Origin of the sequence: Acidocella aquatica, from assembly GCF_030160635.1 — a bacterium.
In the GTDB taxonomy this organism is placed as follows: Bacteria; Pseudomonadota; Alphaproteobacteria; order Acetobacterales; family Acetobacteraceae; genus Acidocella; species Acidocella aquatica.
In genome coordinates, this window is sequence record NZ_BSOS01000007.1 from 132,222 (window position 1) to 156,965 (window position 24,744).

The following is a 24,744-nucleotide window of genomic DNA, read 5'->3' on the forward strand; positions in this document are numbered from 1 at the left end:
CGCTCAGGCCGCTTCCAGCCCGGCATAGCCACGGGCTTCCAGTTCCAGCGCCAGCTCCGGCCCGCCGGAGCGCACGATTTTACCCGCTGCCAGCACATGCACTTTATCGGGCACGATATAGTCCAGCAGGCGCTGATAATGCGTAATCACCAATGCGGAAAATGTCTCGCTGCGCAGCGCGTTGACACCTTCAGCGACAATCTTGAGCGCATCGATATCCAACCCGGAATCCGTCTCATCGAGAATCGCCAGCCCCGGCTGCAACAGCGCCATCTGCAACACCTCGTTGCGTTTTTTCTCACCGCCCGAAAACCCGACATTCACATTGCGCTTGAGCATGTCATCCTGCATCGAAAGCTTTTTCAGTGCTGCCCGCGCAAGTTTTAAAAACGCCACGGCATCCAGCTCCGCCTCGCCGCGCGCCCGCTTCACAGCGTTCAGCGCCGTGCGCATGAAATTCGCATTGCCCACGCCCGGCAGTTCCACCGGATACTGAAATGCCAGAAAAATTCCGGCGGCGGCACGCGCCTCAGGCGTCAGCGCCAGAATATCCTGGCCGTTATAAATCGCCTCGCCACCTGTCACCTCATAGCCATCGCGCCCGGAGAGCACATAGGAGAGCGTGGATTTTCCCGCACCATTCGGCCCCATGATGGCGTGAATCTCACCATCGGGGACACTCAGCGTAACACCACGCAGAATTTCCTTATCACCAATCCGCGCCGACAAATTTTTAATCTCAAGCATTTTAACCAACCGACCCTTCAAGTGACACAGCCAGGAGTTTCTGCGCTTCCACAGCAAACTCCATCGGCAATTCCTTCAACACATCCTTGCAGAAACCATTCACGATCAACCCCACCGCATCCTCCTCGGAGAGTCCGCGCGAGCGGCAATAAAACAGCTGATCCTCGGCGATCTTCGAGGTTGTGGCCTCATGCTCCACCTTGGCGGAGGCATTCCGGCTCTCGATATAGGGCACCGTGTGCGCGCCGCACTGATCGCCGATCAACAATGAATCACACTGCGTATAATTACGCGCGCCTGAGGCTTGGGGAAGTATTTTCACCAGCCCGCGATAGGTATTATTCGAGTGCCCGGCGGAGATCCCCTTCGAGATGATCGTCGAAGTGGTGTTTTTGCCGATATGGATCATCTTCGTGCCGGTATCCGCCTGCTGATGATTATGCGTCAGCGCCACGGAATAAAATTCTCCCACCGAGCCATCGCCCTGCAGCACGCAGGAAGGATATTTCCACGTAATCGCCGAGCCGGTTTCAACCTGCGTCCAGGAGATTTTCGAATTCCTGCCCCGGCAAGCGCCGCGCTTCGTCACAAAATTATAAATACCGCCCTTACCGTCGGCATCGCCCGGATACCAGTTCTGCACGGTGGAATATTTGATCTTCGCATCATCGAGCGCCACCAGCTCCACCACCGCCGCATGCAGCTGGTTTTCATCGCGCTGCGGCGCGGTGCAACCTTCCAGATAGGAGACGCTGGCACCTTCTTCAGCAATAATCAGCGTCCGTTCAAACTGCCCGGTGTTGCGCGCGTTAATGCGGAAATACGTGGAAAGCTCCATCGGGCAACGCACCCCCTTGGGGATGTAGACAAAACTCCCATCGGAAAACACAGCCGAGTTCAGCGCCGCGAAAAAATTATCGCCAATCGGCACCACGCTGCCCAGATATTTGCGCACCAGCTCTGGGTGCTCGCGCACCGCCTCGGAAATTGGGCAGAAAATGACACCTGATTTTGCAAGTGTCTCGCGGAATGTGGTGGCCACGGACACTGAATCGAACACCGCATCCACCGCCACGCCGGCCAGCGCCGCGCGCTCGCTCAGCGGAATGCCAAGCTTCTCATACATGTTCAGCAGTTCAGGATCGACCTCATCGAGCGACTTCGGCGCCGGCCCGGAGGGGGCTGCGTAATAATACAACTCGTTATAGACGATCGGCGGGTGCTTGATATGCGCCCACACCGGCTCTTCCAGCTTCTGCCATAACGTAAAAGCCTTCAACCGCCACGCCAGCAGCCATTCCGGCTCGTTTTTTTTCGCCGAGATCAACCGCACGATATCCTCGTTCAGCCCCTTGGGAAATTCTTCCATCGCGATATCGGTGGTGAATCCGTATTTATATTTATCGGCCGCCAGCGCCTCGACAGTATCGCGGGTCTCAATAGAAGCAGACATCACACAACCTCGCTTATAGACGCGGAAACAGGCACGCGGAACGCAACAGGAATACTCGCCGCCTCCATATCCGCCAGGGAAATCCGGCTCAACGCCGTTCGGATCGCATTATTCACCGGGTCCCAGCGTCCGGCCACGGGGCAAAGTGACTGGCTCTCGCAGCCCACCGCGCCATCCACGCAGGAGGTCAGCGCAATCGGTCCGTCAATGGCCATGATAACCTCTGAGACGGCAATCTCACTCAGCGGCCGGCCCAGCCGGTAGCCGCCCCGCGCCCCGCGCGATGACACAACCAGCCCATGCCCGGCCAGCGCCTTCAGCACCTTGGCCACGGTTGGCTCCGGCACGCCGATGGAGGCGGCAATGCCGGGTGAGGTTTCCATGCCGTCAGCGGCACTCAGGCGGACCAGCGCCACCACGGCATAATCGGTCAAACGGGACAATTTTAACATATGCGCTCCGATAGTGGACCTAAACGGTCCTGATTGGCAAATGGGCCATGGCAAGCCCCTCGTCAAGCCATATCGGCACATAATGAAACACGAATTGATGCCCCGGCCTTTGACACGGAGCGGCAGCGGACGCTACCGGCTGAAGAAGGTTTTCGGAGTAGCGAATCATGTGCGGAATCGTGGGTGTGGTGGGTCTGGCGCCGGCGGCGCCTCTGCTTCTGGATGGTCTGCGCCGGCTGGAATATCGCGGGTATGACAGTGCAGGCATCGCGACGCTGGTAAACGGGCAGATCGAGCGCCGCCGCGCCGAGGGCAAGCTGGCGCAGCTGGCCGCCGCGCTGGAGCGCCTGCCCCTGGCCGGATGCACCGGCATCGGCCACACCCGCTGGGCGACTCATGGCGCGCCGACTGAGACCAATGCGCATCCGCACGGCACCGCGCGCGTCGCGGTGGTGCATAACGGCATCATCGAGAACCATTTGCTGCTCCGCGCCGAACTTGAGGCCAAAGGCCAGGTTTTTTGCTCGGAGACCGATACCGAGACGGTCGCGCAACTGCTGGACCTGCTGCTGGCGGAGGGCATGAGCCCCGTTGAGGCCGCCAAGGCCGCGTTTGGGCGGCTGGAGGGGGCTTATGCCCTGGCGTTGATTTTCGCGGGGCATCCTGAGCTGATCATCGGCGCGCAGCGCGGCGCGCCGCTGGCGGTGGGCTACGGGGCTGACGAGATGTATCTGGGCTCCGACGCGCTGGCCCTGGCGCCGTTGACGCGCCAGATTGCGTATCTCGAAGATGGCGACTGGGTGGTGGTGACGCGCGAAAAGGCGGTGTTCTACAATAGCGAAAGCCAGGAGATCACCCGGGAGAAGAAACTCACCAACCTGACCGGGGCTGCCATCGGCAAAGGTAATTTCCGCCATTTCATGGAAAAGGAATTGCACGAGCACCCGGTGGTGATCGGCGATGTGCTGCACCGGATGATCGACGCCACCACCCGCATGCCGGTGCTGCCCGCCCTGCCCTTTAATCTGGCCCGCGTGCCGCGCATCACCTTCAGCGCCTGCGGTTCGGCGTATTACGCGGGGCTGACCGGCAAGTTCTGGCTGGAGAGCCTGAGCCGGCTGCCGATGGATGCTGATGTGGCGTCGGAATTTCGCTACCGTGCGCCGCCGCTGCCCGAGGGTGGGTTGGGGTTGCTGGTCAGCCAGTCCGGTGAGACGGCGGATACGCTGGCGGCGCTGCGCTATATGCGGGCCGAGGGGCAGAAGATCCTGACCATTCTCAACGTGCCGGAGAGCACCATGGCGCGGGAATCTGACGCCATGCTTGAGACCATGGCCGGGCCGGAGATCGGGGTTGCCAGCACCAAGGCGTTTACGGCGCAGTTGACCGTGATGGCGGTGTTCGCGCTCGCGGTGGCGCGCGCGCGCGGCAGCCTGGCGGATGCCGAGATTGCCCGGCTGTGCGATGCGCTGCTGGAAATTCCCGCCAAGGCAGCGGAGATTCTGGCGAGCGAGGCGCAGATCAGGCGTTTGGCGCCGCGGATCGCCGAGGCGGCGGATGTATTGTATCTGGGCCGGGGGGCGTGTTTCCCCATAGCGCTCGAAGGGGCGCTGAAACTGAAAGAGACCAGCTATATTCACGCGGAAGGCTACGCCGCCGGTGAGTTGAAGCATGGGCCGATCGCGCTGATCGACAAATCGGTGCCGGTGATCGCGATTTGCCCCTCCGGGCCGTTGTTTGAGAAAACAGCGTCCAACCTGCAGGAGGTCGCGGCGCGAGGGGGACAGGTTATTGTGTTCTCCGACGCCGCTGGGGCTGCGAAGTTGCAGGGGATTGCAGCGGAGACGCTGATTTTGCCGGAGATCGATCCGTTCGCGGCGCCTATTTTATATGCGATTCCGGTGCAGATGCTCGCGTATCATGTCGCGGTGATGAAGGGCACGGATGTGGACCAGCCGCGCAATCTGGCGAAGTCGGTGACTGTGGAATAGGCGCGCTCCACGTGGAGCGTTTTTGAGGATCGCTCCACAAACGTTTGATTATAAAGTTTAACTTTTTACTTGCATCCCAATCTGTGCGGGTTTGGTGCGATAAAACAACGATTATCGTTTCAGCAATGACCAGTAGACTGGCTGGCGGCCGGCCAAAATGGCTTTGGCCTCGTAGCGGGTTGGCGGCCAGCCTTGTGGCCTTATGGTGGCGCGGGTGACGGCAAAAGCGCTTTGGGCGGCCAGAACTTCATCGGTCCAGGCTTGGTAGGTGGGATCATCCGAGGCGATGCGCCACTCGCCGCCGGGTTTGAGGACGCGGGCGGCCTCGGCCAGAAGTTCGGGATGGACGAAGCGGCGTTTGGCGTGGCGGGCCTTGGGCCAGGGATCAGGGAACATAAGGAAAAGCTTGCCCAGCGAGGCATCAGCCATGCCGCGCAGGAGGGGGCGGGCGTCATGGGTGAAGAGGCGCAGGTTGGCGGGGACTTCGGGCACCGCGGCATCCTCCGGCGCGAGGCGCGAGAGCAGCGAGCAGATGCCGGTCTCGAACACTTCGGCGGCGATGAGGCCGATATCAGGGTTGGCCTGGGCCAAGGCGTAAGCGTGCTCGCCGCCGCCAAAGCCGACTTCGAGCCAGATTTCACGCACGGTGATGCCGAAGGGGATTTGCGGCCACGAGAGGCGGGGCAGAAATTCGGCCAGCAGAAATTCCTGGCGGGGGCGCAGTTTTTTGCCTTTGGTCCGGCCGTAGAGACGGTCAGGGGATGGTTTGACGCCGGGGCCGGACATTTTGGGGCCTTTGTGCCTGGAAAAAGAGATGCCAGCTTTCGCTGGCATGACGGGGACTGCTGGTATGGCGGGGGCCGCTGGTGTGGCGGCGGCCGCTAGCATTGCAGGGGCCGCTGGCATTGCGGGGTGGTGTCACGAGATGCCAGCTTGCGCTGGCATGACGGGACCCGCTGGCAAGAGGTGGTTAGCGGCCGAAGGCGGACTTCAGGGCGGGAACGAGGTCGGTTTTTTCCCAGGTGAAGGTGCCAAGGTCGGGGTCCGGCGTGCGGCCGAAATGGCCGAAGGCGGAGGTGGGGGCGTAGATCGGGCGGTTGAGCTGCAGGTGCTCGCGGATGCCGCGCGGGGTGAGGTTGACCAGCTCGCGCAGGGTTTTCTCGAGCTTGACCTCATCGACATCGCGGCCGGTGCCGTGCAGCTCGACATAAAGCGAGAGCGGCTGCGAGACGCCGATGGCATAGGAGAGCTGCAGGGTGCAGCGGTCCGCCAGGCCGGCGGCGACCACGTTTTTGGCGAGGTAGCGGCAGACATAGGCCGCGGAACGGTCAACCTTCGTGGGGTCCTTGCCCGAGAAGGCGCCGCCGCCATGGGGGGCGGCACCGCCGTAGGTGTCTACGATGATTTTGCGCCCGGTCAGGCCGCAATCGCCATCCGGCCCGCCGATGACGAAGATGCCGGTCGGGTTGACGTAGAATTCAGCCTCGGTGGGCATCCAGCCGGGGGGGAGCGCCTCGTTGACGATCGGGGTGAGCATTTCGCGCACGCGGGCCAGCGAGACATCAGCGTCGTGCTGGATGGAGACCACGACAGAGGTGGCGGTGACGGGTTTGCCGTCAATGTATTTCAGGGTCACCTGGCTCTTGGCGTCGGGCTGCAGGCCCTTGGCGCGGACATCGCCGGCGCGGCGCAGGTCTGAAATGCGGCGCAGGATGAGGTGGGAGTAGTAGATGGGGGCGGGCATCAGCGCCTCGGTCTCGGTGCAGGCGTAGCCGAACATGATGCCCTGGTCGCCGGCACCTTCGTCCTTGCTGCCGGCGGCGTCCACGCCCACAGCGATGTCAGCCGATTGGGCGTGGAGGTGAACATCAACCTCGGCGTTCTTCCAGGAGAAGCCTTCCTGGTCGTAGCCGATGTCATGCACCGCCATGCGGGCGAGATGCGCCAGATGTTCCTTGGTGATGGTCTCGGGGCCACGGACCTCGCCCGCCAGGATGATGCGGTTGGTGGTGACCAGGGTTTCGCACGCGACGCGCGCGTAGGGGTCGGCCGCCAGATAGGCGTCAACAACGGTATCGGAAATCCGGTCCGCAACCTTGTCCGGGTGGCCTTCCGAGACGGACTCGGAGGTGAACAGAAATTCGCCTTTATCGCGCATGCACAAATATCCCTTATTCGAGGCGGCTCGGATGACTTATCTGATTGCCGGGGTCAATACCCTGCCTGGGTTAACAAGAACTAGAGGTTGAGAAAGTCACGCATGGTGTAGAGGCCCGGCTTCTGGTTTTGCAGCCAGAGGGCGGCGCGCACGGCGCCCGTAGCGAAAACCCGGCGGTCCAGCGCATGGTGGGTAAGCGAAATCTGCTCGTCCGCGGCGGTGAAGGAAAGGGTGTGGCTACCGATGATCTGGCCGCCGCGCAGTGTGGCGAAGCCGATTTCGCCGTCGCGGCGCGGGCCGGTGTGGCCGTGGCGGCCGCTGGCGATCACCTCGTCCAGATTAACCCCGCGCCCGGCGGCCACCGCGCGGCCCAGGGCCAGGGCGGTGCCGGAGGGGGCGTCAACCTTTTGCCGGTGGTGCATTTCCAGGATTTCAGCGTCGTAGCGGGCGGGCGGGAGCGTGGCGCCGAGTTTTTCGGCAAGGATAAGCAGGAGGTTGACGCCGGTGCAGAAATTGGGCGCGGCGATGATGGGGATGGTTTGCGCCGCGGCCTCGATGGCGGTTTGGTCATTTGCCGAGTAGCCGGTGCTGCCCAGCACCCAGGGGGTTTTGGAGGTGGCCAGGGCGGCTGCGTGGGCGCTCACGGTGCTGGCGTGGGTGAAGTCGATCACCACGTCGCAGGTGGCCGCCAGGGCGGCGATGTCAGGGTATAGCAACGCATCGCCCGGCGCGGCGCCGGAGCGGCTGGTGCCGCCGGTGAGCTGCGCGGCGGCGGCGGCTTCCTCGGCCAGCAGGCGGCCCATGCGGCCGGAAATACCGGCGATTCCGATTCGGTTGGTCATGGCAGGAGTATAGCGGAGATGGCGCAAAACACCCAGCGCGCGAGGCTGCTTAGGCGGGGAGCCAAAGAACATCCTCATCGCTGGCGGTCACGGGGAGCGGCTGCGGGTTTTCCCCGGCGGCATCATGAGGGTTGAAGCCCAGCGCCAGCAGCTCGCCCCAAAGCGCGGCACGCGAGGAGCCTGCGCGGCGGAGGAATTCGTCATTCATTTCAAGATAAACGGCCGGGCGGAATGTCTTGAGCACATGGTGCGCGCCACGGATGAGTTCGGCCTCGAAACCCTCGATGTCGGCCTTGATGAAATCAACCCTGGTGAGAGCAAGCTGTTCTGCCAGACTGTCGAGCGTGACGAGGGCCACCGGCTCACAAATTGAGTTGGCGCCGCCCTCGATCAGATTGGCGAGGCCGTAGCCCATGTCGCCCCGGCGCTTGAGCGGGGTGCGGATAAGCATGGTGCCAAAATTGGAGCCCAGGGCGGCGGCGAAGACCACTGTATTGGTGCAGCGGCGCAACCAGAGGGCGGCGCGCAGGATAGAGCGGGTGTAGCCGCTTGGTTCCACCGCCACGACGAAGCCATCAGGCGCGAGGCCGGCCAGCAGACGGGTGATCTGCCCGCCATGCGCGCCAACATCGATGGCCACGCCGTTAAGGGGCAGATAACGGCGGATAATGGGTTTGAGGTGGGAATGATCCTGGCGGGTTACCGATTTATAAAGATGCGCGAGATAACCGATGGTGAGGCGGAATTTATAAAATTGTTTCATTCCGCAAACTAATGGTTTCCGTTTCGATTGTGAAGGGAGCGGGGGGATGGCTCAGTGCGATTTGGCCGCGAACTGTTCCAGCCATTGCGCGGTGGAATTCACGCGCGGAAAGGGCGTGGCGGGAACGGGAACGCCCAGGAAACGGCAGAGCGGCTCCCAGCCTTCGGCCACGTTGAAGACCAGGAGGCGCGCGGGTGCGATGGCGGCGCGCACCTGATCGAGGCGGCGGCGGTAGGCGGCAAGCGCCGCGTCACGGTTGGTGAAGGCGGCGCCAAAGGTTTGTTCGCCGATCATGCGGCCGGCCGCGGCCATCATCGCGGCGGCATGGGGCGGCAATGAAATTTCACGATAGGTGTTGAGCAAGCCGCCGATGGTCGCGGAGAAGCTGTTCCACCAGTCATCCTCGGGCCGCTGGGTATGGATGATTTTGGCAGCGGGATAGGCGAGGCTGAGCTCGCGCCAGACATGCGCGCCGGGCCAGTCCACCTGGGCGCGGTAGCCGGCGAAAACATCATCCCAGGTGACCGGCTGGCCAGCCGCGACAGCCTGCCAGTGCGCCACCTGCCCGGGGTGGGCGAGGACTTCCTCCATGTGATGGCAGGGGCCGAAACCGAGTTGTTCGAGGGCGAGCTTGAGCGATGCCGTGCCGGTGCGGCCGAAGCCGGAACCAATGATCTCGAGGCTCATGGCCGATCAATCTCCTCCGCAGCGGTTTCCCAGAATTCAGGTTTGTTGCTGTGATAATGAGGGACAATCGCGGGCAGGGCAAGGGTTTGGTCAGCGGTTGAAGTAGCCTCCGTAGCGGGGCTGGTAAATCTCGGCATCGGCGTAGCCGGAGCTGCCGTGGGCTTTTACGTTCACGCGGGTCAGCGCGGCGCCGGCCAAGGTTACCCCGGCTTCGCGCAGCAGCAGCATGGCGGCGAGGACGACGCGGCGCGGCGTGTGGCCCCAGCGCACGCAGAGCAGAGCTGAATCGGCCAGGCGGGCGAGCACCCTGCCCTCTGCCAGCGCGAAGGCGGGGGGGACATCGAGGAGAATGACGTCAAAACGGGAACGCAGGGCGTTGAGGCAGGCGGGGAGCGCGGGCGAGAGAAACAGCGAGAGCGCGGCGCGCGTTGGCGTCCCGGCGGGGATGATGGTGAGCGGGCTGAGGGGGTCGGCGAGGAAGATGGCCTCAAGCGTGGCGGCACCTTGCAGGTGGTCGGTGAGGCCGGGCGCGGCGGCGCAGTTGAAGACAGGGTTGAAGCCGGGCTGGCGGATATCGCCGTCAATCGCCAGGACACGCAGGCCCGCGGCGGCGAGTGAGCGGGCCAGGGCGATGGTTGCCGTGGTTTTGCCCTCGCCGGGGCGGGCGGCGGTGATGGCGATGATCCTGCCCTCCCCCGCGGCAAGGCCAAGCCCGGTGCGCAGGGCGCGCAACTGCTCGGCGAACAGGGAAAACGGGGCATCGAGCGCCGCCTGTTTTGGCGTGGCGGTTTCGGGCAGCAGGGCAAAACAGGCAAGCCCGAGGGCGGCGCGCAGGGCTTCGCCGGAGCGCAATGATGTGTCCAGCGCGTCTACCAGCCCGGCGAGGAGCAGACCGGCGCAAAACCCCAGCGCGGCGGCGGCGGAGAGGATGAGTGCGCGGCACGGGGTATCGGGCTGGGCTGGCGGCGCGGCGGCGGAGAGGATGCGCGCATCGGGCCGGGTGAGTGAGGCGTCCTGCGCCAGTTGCCCGGCCTGTTCAGTCATGGAACGCAGCATGTCGCGGCTGGCCTGGGCGCCTTGTTCGAGGGCACGGATGGGGGCGGATTGGGCGTCCTCCGCCTGCGATTGCGTGCGGGCATTGGCCAGCGCGCCGCGCAGGGTGGCGACCTCTGCCTTGCTGGCGGCGACTTCGGCGCGGGCGGCGTCCAGCTCGCGGGCGGTCTCGGCGTTGATCTCGCCGGTGATAGCGGCGAGCTGGGTGCGGGCGGTTTGCAGGTCGGGGTAGTTGGGCCCGTAGTCCTGGCTCAGCGATTGCGCCTGGGCGGTGAGGTCGGCCTGCTCCTTGCGCATGGGCAGCAGGTTGGGGGCGATGGCGGCGTTGGCCGCGGCATCGCCTGAGGTGGCTGACGACAGGCGGGCCTCGTTCATCGCCAGATCAGCCTGCGCCTGCACCAGAGAGGCCGTGAGGCGGCTGGCGGTTTCGGTTGTGAGGGTGCCTTGGGTCCCCTGCACCACCCCGGCCGCGGCACGGGCCTGGGCCAGGGCGGCCTCGGTGGCGTCAAGCTGAGACTGCACATCGCCGGCATGGGTTTCCAGCCAGGATTGCGCGCCAGTGAGCGCGGCGAAGGATTGGTCACGCTCATGGTTCAGGTAGAGCTGCATGGCGAGGTTGGCGGCGGCGGCGGCCAGGGCGGGGTCTGTGCTGGTGAAGGCGACGGTGAGTACGCGCGAGCCAGGTTCAACAGTGACGCTGAGGTTGCGGCGGACCTGTTGCGCGATGGCGCCTGCATTGGGCGGCTTGGTGGTGTGGAACAGGTTGAACGGCCAGGGGCGGGCCGCCAGGGCCGGGTTGTATTCCGGCCGTTGCGCCAGATTAAGCTGGGCCGCCAGCACGTTGGCGGCGGGCAGGCTGGCGATGACGGCGCTTTGGCTGGCGGTGATTTCGTCCTGGTTCTGTAGATCCTGCGGGGGGGCGGCGCCGCCGGGGGGGGTGGCGCTGGCGGGGTCGTAGAGAAGGGTGCCGGTGGCGGTGTAGCTGGGGGGCATCCATAGCAGAGCAAGAAGCGCGAGACCGGGGATGAGCAATGTGCAGGCGGCAACGAGACGCCAGCGGCGGCGCAGGCTGAGAAGCTGTTCGGCCAGACCCGGGCTGGCCGGGAGGGCGAGGCTGGGTAGAGCGAGACTCATGATTTCAGGTTAGTTAACAAAATTACAAAAAGTCAACCTATAGTTGTTTTATTTTGGGTAGAAGACGACCCAGGGGCGTGCGCCCTGGACCGCGCGGTCGGTAAGCAGGGTGAGGCTGCGCCCGGTTATCCAGGCGGCGGTGGCACCGTTGCGGTAGACGGAGAGACGGTCAATGACCGGCGTGTTGCCGCAGGCGCCGCGCAGAGGCTCAGGCGAGACGGCCACCACAACATCGCCGCAGCCGCCCGGCGGGGGCGAGAGGGCAAACAGCACGGCGCCGAGGCGGCAGGTGTTTTGTGTGCATCGCGCCGGGGTGAGCGGCGTGCCGGCCCAGACCGGCGCCCATTGTGCGAGGGTGTAGGATTGGGGCTTGCCGCGGCTGATCAGGAAAATCCGTGGCGCGGCGCGGATGGCGATGAGTTCGGCGCCGGGCGAGACCAGAATGTCAGGCGGGCGGGCGGCGGCATAGACGGCGAGGCCGGCAAGCATGAGCACCAGGCCCGCGAAACGCGGCGTGCCGCGCCAGATGCAAAGCCAGATCAGCCCGGCGGCAATGAGCAGGATGGCGAGGCTGGGCATCGGCTGGATGCGCAGCATGGCGGCGGGCCAGGTGGCGATGCGGGCGGTGACCCAGAGGATGATGGCGATGCCGCGCGCCATGGGCAGAAGTGCGAGGGCCTGCAGGCCAAGCGGCATCAGCGCCAGCGCCAGCAGGCCGAGGGGGAGGATCCACAGCGCGGTGAGCGGCACGGCGAGGAGGTTGGCGGGAATCCAATAAGGTTGCACCTGCTGGAACTGGTAGGCGGCAAAGGGCATGGAGGCGCCGCCCGCCAGCAGGCTGGTGTAGGCCAGCGCCGCGCCGTGCATCGCAAAGCTCCCGGCGCGCGAACTGGCGGCGTGGAAACGCGCCATGGCATGCTGAACCGCGGCAAACCCCGCGATGAGCGCCAGCACGGCGGAGAAACTCATCTGGAAGCTGACCCCCAGCACGGCTTCGGGCGTGACCAGCATGATAAGCGTGGCGGCAATGGCGAGGCCACGGAAGGAGATCGCGCGCCGCCCCATGAAAACCCCGAGCGTGACCAGCGAGGCCATGGCGAGGCTGCGCAGGATCGGCAGATGCGCGCCGGTGAGCGCCGCATAGGCCGCCCCGCCGAGCAGCGCGGCGGCGGCGGCGAGAGGTTTGACCGGGAGGCGCAGGGCCAGACGCTCGTGCCGCGTGAGCAGGAAGCGGGTGGCGCTGAAAAACAGCCCCATGACGATGCCGGCATGCAGCCCCGCCACCGCGAGAATATGCGCCAGCCCGGCGGCGATGAAATTATCATGCTCGGCGGCGGGGATGGCCTGCTCGTCGCCGGTGAGCAGCGTGACGGCGATGGACCCGGTGGAGACCGGCAGCACCCTGAGGATACGCAAGGCGATGCCCGCGCGCAGATTTTGCAGCCAGGCGGCCAAGGCGCCGGGCGGGGCCGGGGCGGTGATGCTGACATCGCCCAGCGCGAAGCCGGAGGCGGCGAGACCGGCGAAGAAATCCTGGCGCCCCTGATCCCAGCCACCGGGATAGGCCGGGCGGTCCGGCGGGAAGAGCATGGCATAGGCGCGCACCGCCTCGCCCACGCTCAGCGGCGTTGCATCGGTGCCGCGCAGGCGCAGGCGGATGGTGCGGGGGAGCGGGGCGGCGCCGTCCAGGCTGGGGTGCGCCAGGGTGAGGCGGCGCGCGCCTGGGAGCAGGTCTATCCGCGCGATGGTGCCTGAGAGGCCGATGGGGCCAGAGGGGATGGTGATGAGGGGCGGCTGGGCGGCGGTGCGCCACTCGGCGCGGGCGAAGCCAAGCGAGGCGGCCAGGGCCAGGGCGGCGGCAAAGCGCCAATAAGGGTGGCGCCACCCGGCGGCGAGGGCGATGAGGCTGAGGATGGGCAGTGTTATCCCCAGCCAGGGCGGCGGCTCGGCGGGCAGCGCGAAATAGACCAGGATCGCAGCCCCCATGGCAACGGGCAGCAACAGCGAAAACCGGCCCCGCTCGGCCTCGGCCCATTTGGCGAATGCGTCGCGCACCAACAACCTCCAGTTGTTGGTTGACGTTAGGCGGTTGCCCCGTCTGGCACAATGCGGCGCAAGAATGCTAAACGCTGGGCATGAAAATCCGTACCCGTTTTGCCCCCTCCCCCACCGGCCTGCTGCATATCGGCGGCGCCCGGACGGCGTTGTTCAACTACCTGTTCGCCAGGCATCATGGCGGCGAGTTTCTGCTGCGCATTGAGGACACCGATAAGGCGCGCTCCACCCAGGAAGCGGTGCAGGTGATTTTGGACGGGCTGGAATGGCTTGGTCTGAACGCGGATGCGCCGCCGGTGTATCAATCCACCCGCGAGGCGCGGCATGTGGAGGTGGCGCTCGAGCTGCTGGCGCAGGGGCGCGCGTATAAATGCTATTGCACCGCCGAGGAGTTGCAGGCGATGCGCGAGCAGGCGGCGGCTGAGAAGCGTCCGCCGCGCTATGACGGGCGCTGGCGCGACCGCGACCCGGCGGAGGCGCCCGCCGGGGTGAAGCCCGCGATAAGGCTGAAGGCGCCGCGCGAGGGCGAGGTGGTGTTGCAGGACCTCGTGCAGGGCACCGTGAAAGTGCAGAATGCGGAGATGGATGACATGATCATCCTGCGCTCCGATGGCACGCCGACCTACTTGCATGCCGTGGTGGTGGATGACCATGACATGGATATCACCCATGTCATCCGCGGCGATGATCACCTCACCAACACGTTCCGGCAGATTCAGATTTATGACGCCATGGGCTGGGAGAAACCGCAGTTCGCGCATATCCCGCTGATCCATGGCGCGGACGGGGCCAAGCTCTCCAAGCGCCACGGCGCGGTGAGCATTCTGGAGTTTCGCGAGGAAGGGTTTCTGCCCGAGGCTTTGTGCAACTACCTGCTGCGGCTGGGCTGGGGGCATGGCGATGCGGAGTTTTTGACGCGCGCCGAACAGGTGGAGCTGTTTACGCTGGAGGGCGTGGGCCGGGCCGCGAGCCGGATGGACTACGCCAAGCTGACCCATTTGAACGGGGTATGGCTGCGCGGGGCGGATGATGCGCGGTTGCGCGAGGATGTGGTGATGCGGCTGGCCAAGGCCGGAATTGTGGTGGATGCGGCGGCGATGGGGCGGATTCTGCGCCTTATGCCAGGGCTGAAGGAGCGTGCGAAAAATCTGGCGGATCTGGCCGTGTCGGCGGCGTTTCTGGCGCGCGGCGTGCCGCTGCCCTTCGAGCCAAAGGCTTTGGCGCTGCTGACCGATGAGGCGAAGGCGATGCTGGGGCGGCTGATACCTGTGCTGGCGGCCACGGATTTTTCCGCCGCGGGCGTTGATGCGGCGCTGCGCGGGTTTGCCGAGGCGGAGGGACGCAAGCTCGGCCAGGTGGCGCAGCCTCTGCGCGCGGCGCTGACCGGCAGCACGATGAGCCCGGGGATAGACGCGACGCTGGAGGCCTTGGGCGCGGAGGAAAGCCTGGCGCGGTTGCGCGCGGTTGTTTGACCTTGGTTTGAAAATCCCCCGCTGAGACCAGCGGGGGATTTTATTTCAGAAATCCGCCGGGGTGCAGCGATGACCGGCGGCCTGAAGCTCGTTGCAAAAATGCGCAGCGGCGACTTTGTTTTCGAAACCGCCGACACGCAGCCGGTAAAAGGTTTTGCCGCCCAGCGTAACAGGGGCGATTTGCGGCGAACGGCCCACAAAAAGAGCCGGTGAGGATTTGGCAAGATGTGACCAGGCGCGCTGCGCGTCATTACGGGAGTTGAGCGCTCCGAGCTGCACCGTGGCGGCGGATGGGACGCTGGATGATGCGGCCTCAGCCGCCATGATGGCGCTATAAGGCTGCGAATAAGGCGCGGGTGTTGGTGTGGGCGCCGTAACGGGGGAAATCTGCGCCACCACGGGAGACGGCGGCGGCGCGGCGGCGGCCAGCGGGGTTGGCCGCGCCAGTGGCGCCGCGGGGGTGGTGGCCGATTGCGGCAAGGGCGTGGCTGTCACCGGGGCGGGCGCCGGCACCTGCTGAACGGTCGGCGGCGGCGGCGCCGGAGGTGGCACGGACTGCGACTGCGCGATCAGGGTGGAGAAACCATCGAGGGCGCTGTTCACCTGATCAGGGGGCAGATCAATCGCCAGCACCTGACGGGCTTCATCCTTGCGGCCGGAGGCGACCAGGGCGGCGGCGTAATCCTCGCGGATTTTGGGCGTGGCCTGCGGGCTGGTGGCGAGCGGGCCGAGATATTGCAGGGCAAGCGGGCCGTTGCCGGAAAGGGCCAGCGAGAGGCCGAGGTTCACCTCGACGGCGGTAAGGCTTGGGTCGGCCAGCAGCGCCTTCTGGTAGGGGTCGACCGCGCCGGCGAAATTACCCTGCAGGTCACGGGCGATGCCAAGGTCGTTCAGGGCGTTGGCGTTGCCCGGATCGTCCTGCACGGCCCGCATGAAAGCAAGTTCAGCCGCATGGGGATCGGTTTTGAGCAGGCAGCGCCCCTGCCCTGTTTCCGCCACGGCGGATTTGGGGTCATGCTGCAGCGCCAGCTGATAGGCGGCCACGGATGCGGGGCAGCGGTTCAGGGCGTAATAAGCATCGCCTTCATGCTCCAAGGCCTGAACATTGCCGGGATCAGTCGCGAGGATGGACTGGCTGACCGAGAGCGCCATATTCGGGTCGCCGCCGGCGATCGCGGCATCGGCGACATTCAGCGTGTTCGTGCCGATCTGCGCATTCGCCACCGCGTTGTTCGCAGCGCTTTGCTGTGCGCAGGAAGCCAGAAGCAAGACCGGCACCAGCCAGATGGCGCTTGGCCGCCTCAGTGACAATCTGTTGAATTGGGCCATCTCAAACAATCCGGCTCTGTGAAAAATTTTCATGGTTTACTCTACTTTTGCCCATGGAGGGTCGCCAAGACATTGATGATCGCAGGCCCTGCCACGACCAGAAAGACGCACGGCAAAATAAAAAGAATCATCGGGATGGTCATTAAGGTCGGCAAGCGGCCGGCGCGTTCCTCGAATTTGATGAGGGCCTCCTGGCGCAGCTCCCCCGAGAGCGAGCGCAACGCCTGGGTGAGCGGGGTGCCATAGTGCAGGGATTGTATCAGCGTCGTCGCCAGGCGCTTCAGCGGGTCCAGCCCGGTGCGCTGGCCGAGCGATTCCATCGCCTGGCGCATGTCCGAGCCGATCTGCAATTCGCGTGAAGTCTGGGTCAGCTCTTTCGCCAGGGCAGAATTGAGTCCTTCCAGCTCCTGCGCCACGCGCGCCAGCCCGGCTTCCAGAGCCAGGCCTGCATCCGCGCAGATCACCATCATGTCCAGCGCATCCGGCACGCCGGCTTCAACCTGCTTAAGATGGCGGGTACGGATATTGGTTGCGATTGTCTCCGGCAGGAGCAGGCCGGCCATCGCGGCGCCGCCGATTTTGACCACCATCCACAGCAAGCCGCTGCCGACATCGCGCAGGGCAAAAAAGACCAGCACCGGCAGCAGCAGCCCGAGCATGATTTTCGCGCCGATGAACAGGCCAAGCCCCCGCCCGCCGCGGAAGCCGGCACCTTCCAGCGTCGCGGTCATTTCCGCCAGCGTCTTGCCCGAAAGAAGGCCGCTGCGCGCGATGAACATACCAAAGGCGGAGAGTATCCGCAGCAGCAGGGCGCCCTCGGGCTTGTGTGCCACCGGTTGCTGCGCCTGGCCGCCTGATTTGACGAATTCGATACGGCTGGCAAGCCGCCCGGAGCGGGCAAGCTCGTTTGCCAGATAGAAGCCCGCCACCACGACGAGAAGGAACAGAAAAACGACGGCTAAAAAGATATATGTTTGGGGCATGATATCGCGCTACTTCAAAACATTGCTGATCATGTATTGGATCGTTCCCATGCCGATCCCCATCAGCAGGATGGCGACGCCAAGTACGGATTCACCGCTTTTCGTGGTGAACAGCATCATGATGTATTCGCGCTGCATCACAAAGATCGCGCCGGCAGCGATAAAGGGCAGAACCGAGAGGATCAGCGCGCTGGTGCGCGCCTCCGCGGTGAGCGCATAACCACGCGCCTTCAGGCCGACACGTTTGCGGATCACCTCGGCCAGGGTTTCCAGCGTCTGCGTGATGCCGCCGCCCGAACGAGCCTGCAATGTTAGCGCGGTTGCGAAAAACTGATATTCGGTGAGTTTGATCCGCTGCGAAAGCTCCCGCAGGGCGATGTCGAGCGGAATGCCGATCGAAACTTTGTCGGCCAGAACGTCGAACTCTGTCTTGGTCGGCTCCTGCGCATCGCGCGCGACCGTGCGCAGGGCTTCACCGATGGGAATGCCAACGCGCACGCAACGCACGATGGTGCTCAGCGCATCTGGAAATTGTTCCAACAGCTTGGCGTTCCGCCGGTTGGTGAACCAGTTGAAGACGAATTTGGTCAGCACCAGCCAGATAACGGGGGAGGCAAAATAAGTCAGCAGAAATACGAGAGCCTTGTAACCGCTCAGCGGATGCGAGGCCATCAAGACCACCACGGCGGTGAGCACCAGGGTCAGCGGCGGGACCAGCCACCATTTGATCGGGTAGGTCTCGGCCTGGCGCAGGTCGACGCCGATAAATCCCGCTGCCCTTTCCTTGAGCTCCTGGATTCTCGAGACTTTATGGGTCAACGAGATTTCCTCAACCGCGGTTTTTATCGATCGCTCCCCTGGAGCAACAACATCCTGCATACGGAGCTGAAGCTTCTGTTGCCGGTCATAGCTTTGCAGAATCGAAACGAGAACAATCCCCGCCAGAACCAGCAGGACGACGATGATGGCAAACAGAAAAACAAGTTCGTGGAAAATCATCCGATGTCATCCAGAGCGGCCATCCAGGAACGGTCAAGGCCGAAATATTGCAGCCGTTCATGGAAGGCGGAGCGGATGCGGCTGACCTCGTAACGGCCGGTCAGCTTGCCGGTGGCGGTCTCGCCCGTGACCTCGAATTTGAAGATGTCGTTGAGCAGCTGGGTCTCACCCTCAATGCCCGCGATTTCAGTGACCTGGGTGACGCGCCGGCCACCGTCGCGCTGGCGTTCCACCTGCACGATGATGTTAACTGCCGCCACCACCTGCGTGCGGATGGCCTTTGGCGAGAGGCCCATGCTCGACATCTGCACCATGTTCTCGATACGCGCCAGCGCGTCGCGCGTGTTGTTGGCGTGAATGGTGGACATCGAGCCATCGTGGCCGGTGTTCATGGCCTGCAACATATCGAATGCCTCGGCGCCGCGGACCTCACCGATGATGATCCGGTCAGGGCGCATACGCAGCGCGTTACGCACGAGATCGCGGGCGTTGACCTCGCCCTTGCCCTCCAGGCTGGCCGGGCGGGTTTCCAGGCGCACCACATGCGGCTGCTGCAATTGCAGTTCGGCGGCGTCTTCCACCGTGACGACACGCTCGGCGGGATCGATGAAGCGGCTCATTGCGTTCATCATCGTGGTCTTGCCCGAGCCGGTGCCGCCGGAGACGATGATGTTCAGACGGGTGCGGGCCGCAATTTCGAGAATACGGGCGATCGGCGGCGTGAGCGAGCCGTATTGGATCAGCTTCTCGAAGTCGATCGGCTTTTTGGAGAATTTACGAATGGAGAGCGAGGGGCCATCAATCGCCAGCGGGGGGAGGATGATGTTGACGCGCGAGCCGTCCTTCAAGCGCGCATCGCACATCGGGCTTGCTTCATCGACACGGCGGCCAACGGAGGCGGCGATGCGCTGGCAGACGTTGGTCAGATGCGTCCAGTCGCGGAAGCGCACCGGCACCTGCACCAGCTTGCCGCCACGCTCCACGAAGGTATGGTCGGGGCCGTTGACCATGATGTCGTTGATCGAATCGTCAAGCAGCAAAGGCTCCAGCGGGCCGAGGCCCAGCATGTCGTCAACCAGCTCTGTTGCCAGGCTGCGCTGCTCGCGGCCATTCAACTGAACGCGCTTCTCGGTTGCCAGATCGGAGATCAGACGTTCCACCTCGATGAGCAGGCGATCAGGATGCAGGCTGGCGACAGCCGTGGCATCCATGCGCGCGAGGCAAAGCGCGCGCAATTCAGCGATATCGGAACGGGTGGTGATGGCGGCCGCGTGCGCGGCTGCCGCCGCGATTGTGGCGCTGGCCGCCGCGTCGGAGGTAGTGCGCGCGGAAACCGGCGTTGAAGCGGCCGTAGGCGCCACAGTGCCCCCCCCCTGCGCCGCCAGTATGTTGCTGGCCTGCTCGTTACGGCGCCGGCCGAAAATGGGGATGTTGGCGTCAGTCATCGCCTTAACCTTTTTGTAGGCCGAACATCTTGAACAGCCCCGACACGGCGCCCGTTGAGGAGGAGCCGGCAACGCCGCCATCCTCACGGCCGCCGACGAAGCCGATTTCACGCGACAGATCGATGATCGCCTGCCGGAACGGACCGGAGCTCGTTACCGCCGGGTCGCCAAAGCTGGCGCTCTCATTCAGTTGTTTGGGGATATCGGGGATCACCACATCGATCTTCACCTTCAGCGCCTCCTCAATCTGCTTGCGGGTGAGACCGCCGGGGCGGCCCTGGCGGTTGAGCACGATGGTCGGGCTTTGCGGCTGCCACGGCCCGTTGGGCAGGCCGAGCAGGCGCAATGTGTCGCGCACACTGGCCAATGAGGGGTCCATGACGATTACGCGGTGATGCGCGTATTCGATCAGTTCCCGGTTGCATTGCATGGGCAGGAACGGCACGTCCATGATGATGAAATTATAGCGCACGCGCAGGGTCTCGATCAGGCGGCGGGCCGCGCCTGGCGCATAGTTCAGAGGATCGTTCAGTTTTTCCTCCGAGGCGAGAACCTGCAGCCGCTCGGCCACCGGCTGCGCCGCGCGCTCGACGAACAGCGGGTCGATACGGTCCGGCGTTTCCAGCGCCATGCGCAGGCCGGGGCCGGTTTTGGCGCCGAGCAGCAGGGCGCCGGAGCCCATGTGCAGGTCAGACTCGAGGAACACCGTATGGCGCTTGGCGATGACCCCCAGCAGCCACGCAAGATTGCCGGCGATGGTGGTGCTGCCCACCCCGCCGCGCGCACCCATGACCGCGATGACGCGGCCGCCGCGCGTGGCATCCTGGCCGACGGTTTTGCGGGTAACCAGCGGCGCGAAATAGCGGGCGACCGCCTCGCGGGTGATTGGCTTGAAGATATATTCCATCACCCCCATGCCGCGGGTGATATGGCGGTAAAAATCCACATCGTCGGTATCGCCGATAACCAGCACCCGCACGCCGGGCTCCACGACATCAGACAGTTCGCCAAGCGCGTGCAGCGGCTGTTCCTCGCCCGCGATGTCGACAATCAACACTTCCGGCGTTTGCAGCTTGGCCATGGCGGCAATGGCGGTGCGGACCGTGCCGCGCCTTATATCCATGCCATTTGCGACCTGATCGCCGAGACCGTCCCGCAACACCTGTTCGGTCGCGGGGTCTCCCAGAAATGCGAGCACGGTCAGACGATCGGGGCGATTGGTCAGCCCGCCGTCAGTAGAGGTTACGCGTGGACCCTGTTGGCTCATGCCGCAGTCCTTGTGTTAAAATGTCTTGCCGTGAAATCAAACATTTTTAGTTACCCACCGTCGTGCTGATGAAAACGGAGGTCGGGTTGACCTGGGTCTGCAGACCAGCCGCGGTGCCGGCGCCGTTGGCGCCAAGCGCCTTGTCAACGCCCGCCGCAGCGGCCACTCCGTTGGCATAAGGTTCAGACTTGCCGCTTATCAGATCGGACGGATCGGCCACCTGCTGGGCAATATCCTCCCTGCTGGCGCCTGTCGCCGACCAGGTTCCTGGCCGCTGATACGGGTCCAGCACACAGCCGCTCAGGCTGAGCAGCATCACACAAAATGAGAAAAAAGCCAGCGAGCGCAAGGGGAATGATCCTTTCACTGTACGATGAACCCGGCATCGCCTGGAATGGTGGTGCTGGCTGTGTTGGTGCCGTTGTCGCGCAGCATGAAGATCCGCTGCAGATCGTTGGGCGGGGTCCAGCCATCATCGGGTGATGCCAGGGCGCCGGGGTTGCTGACCGGGTTGACCAGATAGGGTGTGACCGTGATCACGACTTCCTGCTGCTGACGCTGAAAGGCATCGCCCCGGAAGAGAGCGCCGATGATCGGCGTCTCGCTCAGGCCCGGCACGCCGTTATCAACCTGATTGGACTGATCCTCCAGCAAGCCCGCAATGGCCATGCCCTGGCCGCTACCCAGGATGACGGTGCTGGATGCCGCGGTGACATTGAGCGAGGGGACGCTAAACACCTGGCCACCCGTGGCGCCCGAGGAAATATTCGCGGAGTTGGCTGAGTTCAGTTCGCTGAGCTGCGGCGCCACCTGCAGGGAGATCCGGCCATCGGAAAACACCGTCGGAATGAAGGTGAGCAATACGCCGTAGTTTTTAAACGTGACCGTCACCACGCCGTTCGCCGAGCTGACCGGGATGGGAAACTGCCCACCGACCTGGAAGCTGGCCTGCGTGCCGCTTAATGTCGTTAAAGTTGGCTCGGCCAGAATATGCGCCAGATTGTCGGTGGCCAGGGCGTCGATGACGCCTTCGAAATTGCCGCCGGGGAAGATGACGCCAAGCCCGCCCTGCGTGGTGGGAGAGAGTGAAGCGGCTGCGGAGCCTGTTGATCCGGTTAGCACGAACTTGCCGATATTGAAGCCAGCACTCGTGACCGCACCCCAGTTGATGCCGAGTTCACGCGTCGTGTTGCGCGACATGGAGGCGATGCGGACCTTCAGTTCAACCTGGATCGGCTCCTGCACCTGCAGATTATTAACCACGGTGCCGCTGGGAGAGATCAGCTTGGCCTGCTCAACGACATTGGCCGCCTGCTCTGGCGTGCGCACCGTGCCGCGCACAACCACACCGCCAGGCTCGGTCTCGGAGGTGACGCTGTTGCCAGGGGCGGCTTTATCGACCTGGGACTGGAGCCGGTCGTTAACGAAGGAGGAGGGATGAACCGAGACCGAATACTGGGCAATGGTGTTGCCCGCCGTGTCGGTGGTGACGATGGTGGTCTCGCCCGTGTTAGTGCCGAACACAAACATGGTGTTCGGGCTGGCCGGGCGCACCTCGACGATGCTGGGGTCGGCGGCAAAGATATTCGCCACCGGGTGCGGCAATTTGACCAGCTGGCCACTGCCCTTGGCGAGCGATATGCCGCCGAAGAACGCCGGCCCGGTGGCAACGACCGGTGGCGAAACACCAGCAGCCGCTGAGCCGTCAAGCGGTTGGGGCTGGTCCTGCGCCAAGGCGAGAACAGGAACCAGACCAATTGCGGCCGATAGAACAAGCGGGACGTATCCGCGTTTTGATGGGGCGGTCATCAGAAGCTATAATCCTGTTCGTTGGGGGTGCCCTGGAATACCTTGACAGTTGAAACTTGCGGCACTGATGGATGCTGGTTGGCCAGGGCCGGCGAGACATCCCCCGCCCAGACAGGTTGGGCGGGCTGCGCGTTCAACTGTACCGCTCCTGCGCGGGCCTGCGAGGAGTGGACGATGAGCGAAAGTTTTCCAAGATTGGTCGCCACCAGAATGCGGGCGGCCTGATCCTGGGTTACCTCCAGCGTGACGGTCTGCGCGGGAGGCCCGCCGTTAGGGGCGTTTTCCGCGGTTTTCACCAATTCGGCGCCGGTCGCGATGACGCGGACATCGCTGAGCACCACTTCGGCGGCAATGCTTTTATCGCTCGGCGCGCCGCTGATCGACTGCGTGAGAAGCACGTCGACATTATCGCCCGGCCAGATCAGGCCGTTGGCGCCGGAGATATTATCAACGCCAACGGTGACAGCCCGCATGCCGGGCATCAGCACCGCCGCGAGAAAGCCATGGTCGCCGGGGCGAATGACTTCTGAGTCCAGAATGGGCGAGCCGGGAGCCAGCGAAGTGCGGATCATGGCGCCGGTAAGGGCCGCGCGGTTCTGCGGCGTGTCCTGCTCGGCGCCCAGCGGCGAGGTACCGGCCGCGACAGCCCCTGCCGAAATATCCGCCGGTTGCAAAAGGCTGCCGCCCTGCAGCTGCACGGCCGCGACCAGAATTTGTTCAGTCGCCGGCGGCGCCACCACTTGCTGCTGCTTCGACTGCTTCAGGATGGAGAAGCCGAACAGCGCGACCGCGATCAGCGCCACGACCAGAACCCCGAATACTCCAAGACGAAAAATCATGTTCTACCTAACGCTGAAAAGAAAGAGGTAAAAGAGTTACGATGGCACTGCCCGCGATTGCGCAAGCATAAGGCAAAGACGCGCGCCGGCTGATCCGCCAGGCTTCCGCCCGCAGCAGGCGCCGCAGCAGCCCGCCGGTTTTCAGCCCCTGCGGCTTGTGGACGACAAAGCCCAGAGACAGATAAAACAGCGCAAGAATACCGCCGAAAACCACGACACGGAGAAAAAAAGCCAGTTCGGGTTGCAGCAGCGGCGGGATCAACAATGCCGTCGCGGCCCACAGCTTTACATCGCCCCCACCCATGGCGCCGAGCAGCCAGACGATGAACAGGACAAAGAATGCCCCGCCGGCCACGGCCAGCCCGGTGAACAGGGTGTGGTCAGCCAAGCGCGCGCAAAAACCTAAAGCCAGCAAGGTGAGAGGCAGCCAATTGGGAACCGTCCGCGCCGCAAGGTCATGCAGCGCCGCATAAACAAGCAAACCCGCCGCCCCGATGGACAGAACCGCCGTTAACATGCTGTTGCCCCTACAAAACGCCGCATCACCAAGATATTCCTTATTTGCCGGTCTTCATCTCACTGCCACATGTTCGCAAACTAACCCAGGCATTCAAAAGTATCTTTGCAGGATCAAACGGAAAAATCGTAACAACAGGTAAAGTTTTCATGCCGCCTTGCATCCCCCGGAAAAAATTCCCCCCAGCAAGAACTCACGGGCCAGAAACCGGCCTGATTGTACAACTTTCAAACAAATGAGCGATCAGCTTTTAAATCCTTGTTCCCAGCCTCAGTTCCAAAAAAACGACCCCGCCAACCCGCCATCTCATTACGAACGAGGTGAACCGGACCAATCTTCACTGGGCCGCGCCGTTCAATTATAGTTGTTCTGTAATACACGGAATTTAGGGCATTTTGTCAAACAATCTTTCGCCGCACGTAATTTTATCTCAATGTTCATGTAATTTTATTTCAATGCAGCAAAACGCGTTGTGCGGATACCAGGCCCCGGGGCTGACCACCAGCATATGATTCCGCCAAAATCCACGCGGGAAGGACGGCGCGGCGGGCCTGACAGCCCCTGCACGGCAATTAAATGAGGTTAAACGCACGAACGCTTCAGGCACGATTCACGTTTGCGGCCCGCTCAGGTTAAGCGAACTTCAAGCGGCCAGGCTCTGGCAGCCAAGGCAGACGAGACTGCCGCGCGCCGGGCAGCAAAACGGCCGGTGAACATCACCGGCCGTTACACTATCAAGAGATAATCGA

General features: G+C 63.7%; 21 protein-coding genes. 2 read left to right on the plus strand and 19 right to left on the minus strand.

Going from position 1 to position 24,744, the window contains the following annotated elements:
- Positions 1-3: 3 nt before the first annotated feature.
- From sufC to QQJ84_RS02780, 3 genes are read right to left on the minus strand one after another with little or no spacing between them, the layout of a single operon-like run.
- The gene (gene sufC, locus QQJ84_RS02770; RefSeq protein WP_284256435.1) at positions 4-747 is read right to left on the minus strand and encodes a Fe-S cluster assembly ATPase SufC; all 744 of its coding nucleotides are present in this window, start codon (positions 745-747) and stop codon (positions 4-6) included.
- A 1-nt stretch (position 748) separates the two neighbouring features.
- Positions 749-2,200 carry a Fe-S cluster assembly protein SufB gene (sufB, locus tag QQJ84_RS02775; protein ID WP_284256437.1) on the minus strand — a complete coding sequence of 484 codons (1,452 nt, stop codon included), beginning with the start codon at positions 2,198-2,200 and terminating at the stop codon, positions 749-751.
- Positions 2,200-2,652 (minus strand): SUF system Fe-S cluster assembly regulator, encoded by a 453-nt coding sequence (locus QQJ84_RS02780; RefSeq protein WP_284256438.1) that lies wholly within the window; start codon positions 2,650-2,652, stop codon positions 2,200-2,202. Before QQJ84_RS02780 ends, sufB begins: the two co-directional genes overlap by 1 nt.
- Before the next feature lie 167 nt (positions 2,653-2,819).
- Here QQJ84_RS02780 and glmS point away from each other — a divergent pair, with 167 nt between their 5' ends.
- Positions 2,820-4,643, plus strand: coding sequence for a glutamine--fructose-6-phosphate transaminase (isomerizing) (glmS, locus tag QQJ84_RS02785; RefSeq protein ID WP_284256439.1), 1,824 nt, complete (start codon positions 2,820-2,822; stop codon positions 4,641-4,643).
- A 111-nt stretch (positions 4,644-4,754) separates the two neighbouring features.
- On the opposite strand, the gene trmB is transcribed toward glmS, so the two are convergent.
- The 7 genes from trmB to QQJ84_RS02820 all read right to left on the minus strand — a co-directional run bounded on the left by trmB (position 4,755) and on the right by QQJ84_RS02820 (position 13,335).
- The gene (gene trmB, locus QQJ84_RS02790; protein ID WP_284256607.1) at positions 4,755-5,429 is read right to left on the minus strand and encodes a tRNA (guanine(46)-N(7))-methyltransferase TrmB; all 675 of its coding nucleotides are present in this window, start codon (positions 5,427-5,429) and stop codon (positions 4,755-4,757) included.
- A gap of 184 nt (positions 5,430-5,613) precedes the next feature.
- Complete coding sequence (gene metK / locus QQJ84_RS02795) at positions 5,614-6,801, minus strand: methionine adenosyltransferase (protein WP_284256440.1); 1,188 nt, start codon at positions 6,799-6,801, stop codon at positions 5,614-5,616.
- Positions 6,802-6,881: 80 nt separating this feature from the next.
- The gene (gene dapB / locus QQJ84_RS02800; RefSeq protein WP_284256441.1) at positions 6,882-7,643 is read right to left on the minus strand and encodes a 4-hydroxy-tetrahydrodipicolinate reductase; all 762 of its coding nucleotides are present in this window, start codon (positions 7,641-7,643) and stop codon (positions 6,882-6,884) included.
- Between the two features lie 49 nt (positions 7,644-7,692).
- Positions 7,693-8,406 carry an FkbM family methyltransferase gene (locus tag QQJ84_RS02805; protein WP_284256442.1) on the minus strand — a complete coding sequence of 238 codons (714 nt, stop codon included), beginning with the start codon at positions 8,404-8,406 and terminating at the stop codon, positions 7,693-7,695.
- A gap of 51 nt (positions 8,407-8,457) precedes the next feature.
- Positions 8,458-9,093 (minus strand): sulfotransferase family protein, encoded by a 636-nt coding sequence (locus tag QQJ84_RS02810; protein WP_284256443.1) that lies wholly within the window; start codon positions 9,091-9,093, stop codon positions 8,458-8,460.
- Positions 9,094-9,183: 90 nt separating this feature from the next.
- Positions 9,184-11,280, minus strand: coding sequence for a GumC family protein (locus tag QQJ84_RS02815; protein ID WP_284256444.1), 2,097 nt, complete (start codon positions 11,278-11,280; stop codon positions 9,184-9,186).
- Positions 11,281-11,328: 48 nt separating this feature from the next.
- The gene (locus QQJ84_RS02820; RefSeq protein ID WP_284256445.1) at positions 11,329-13,335 is read right to left on the minus strand and encodes a ComEC/Rec2 family competence protein; all 2,007 of its coding nucleotides are present in this window, start codon (positions 13,333-13,335) and stop codon (positions 11,329-11,331) included.
- An 80-nt stretch (positions 13,336-13,415) separates the two neighbouring features.
- On the opposite strand from QQJ84_RS02820, the gene gltX reads away from it, so the two are divergent.
- Entirely contained in the window at positions 13,416-14,807 is a 1,392-nt protein-coding gene (gene gltX / locus QQJ84_RS02825; protein WP_284256446.1) for a glutamate--tRNA ligase, read from the plus strand.
- A gap of 45 nt (positions 14,808-14,852) precedes the next feature.
- On the opposite strand, the gene QQJ84_RS02830 is transcribed toward gltX, so the two are convergent.
- The 9 genes from QQJ84_RS02830 to QQJ84_RS02870 are packed head-to-tail and all read right to left on the minus strand — an operon-like array spanning position 14,853 to position 23,995.
- On the minus strand, positions 14,853-16,169 hold the full coding sequence (locus tag QQJ84_RS02830) for an SPOR domain-containing protein (RefSeq protein WP_284256447.1): 1,317 nt from the start codon (positions 16,167-16,169) through the stop codon (positions 14,853-14,855).
- Between the two features lie 8 nt (positions 16,170-16,177).
- Positions 16,178-17,119 carry a type II secretion system F family protein gene (locus QQJ84_RS02835; RefSeq protein ID WP_284256448.1) on the minus strand — a complete coding sequence of 314 codons (942 nt, stop codon included), beginning with the start codon at positions 17,117-17,119 and terminating at the stop codon, positions 16,178-16,180.
- 9 nt (positions 17,120-17,128) lie between these two features.
- A complete protein-coding gene (locus tag QQJ84_RS02840; RefSeq protein ID WP_284256449.1) occupies positions 17,129-18,118 on the minus strand; it encodes a type II secretion system F family protein in 990 nt (329 codons plus the stop codon).
- Positions 18,115-19,563 (minus strand): CpaF family protein, encoded by a 1,449-nt coding sequence (locus tag QQJ84_RS02845; RefSeq protein WP_284256450.1) that lies wholly within the window; start codon positions 19,561-19,563, stop codon positions 18,115-18,117. The genes QQJ84_RS02840 and QQJ84_RS02845 overlap by 4 nt, the downstream gene beginning before the upstream one ends.
- 4 nt (positions 19,564-19,567) lie before the next feature.
- Positions 19,568-20,830: an AAA family ATPase gene (locus QQJ84_RS02850; protein WP_284256451.1), complete on the minus strand. Its 1,263-nt coding sequence runs from the start codon at positions 20,828-20,830 to the stop codon at positions 19,568-19,570.
- A 46-nt stretch (positions 20,831-20,876) separates the two neighbouring features.
- On the minus strand, positions 20,877-21,179 hold the full coding sequence (locus QQJ84_RS02855; RefSeq protein WP_284256452.1) for a hypothetical protein: 303 nt from the start codon (positions 21,177-21,179) through the stop codon (positions 20,877-20,879).
- 14 nt (positions 21,180-21,193) lie between these two features.
- Positions 21,194-22,639 carry a type II and III secretion system protein family protein gene (locus QQJ84_RS02860; RefSeq protein WP_284256453.1) on the minus strand — a complete coding sequence of 482 codons (1,446 nt, stop codon included), beginning with the start codon at positions 22,637-22,639 and terminating at the stop codon, positions 21,194-21,196.
- The gene (gene cpaB, locus QQJ84_RS02865; RefSeq protein WP_284256454.1) at positions 22,639-23,478 is read right to left on the minus strand and encodes a Flp pilus assembly protein CpaB; all 840 of its coding nucleotides are present in this window, start codon (positions 23,476-23,478) and stop codon (positions 22,639-22,641) included. The genes QQJ84_RS02860 and cpaB overlap by 1 nt, the downstream gene beginning before the upstream one ends.
- Positions 23,479-23,485: 7 nt before the next feature.
- Positions 23,486-23,995, minus strand: coding sequence for an A24 family peptidase (locus QQJ84_RS02870; protein WP_284256455.1), 510 nt, complete (start codon positions 23,993-23,995; stop codon positions 23,486-23,488).
- Positions 23,996-24,744 lie beyond the last annotated feature (749 nt).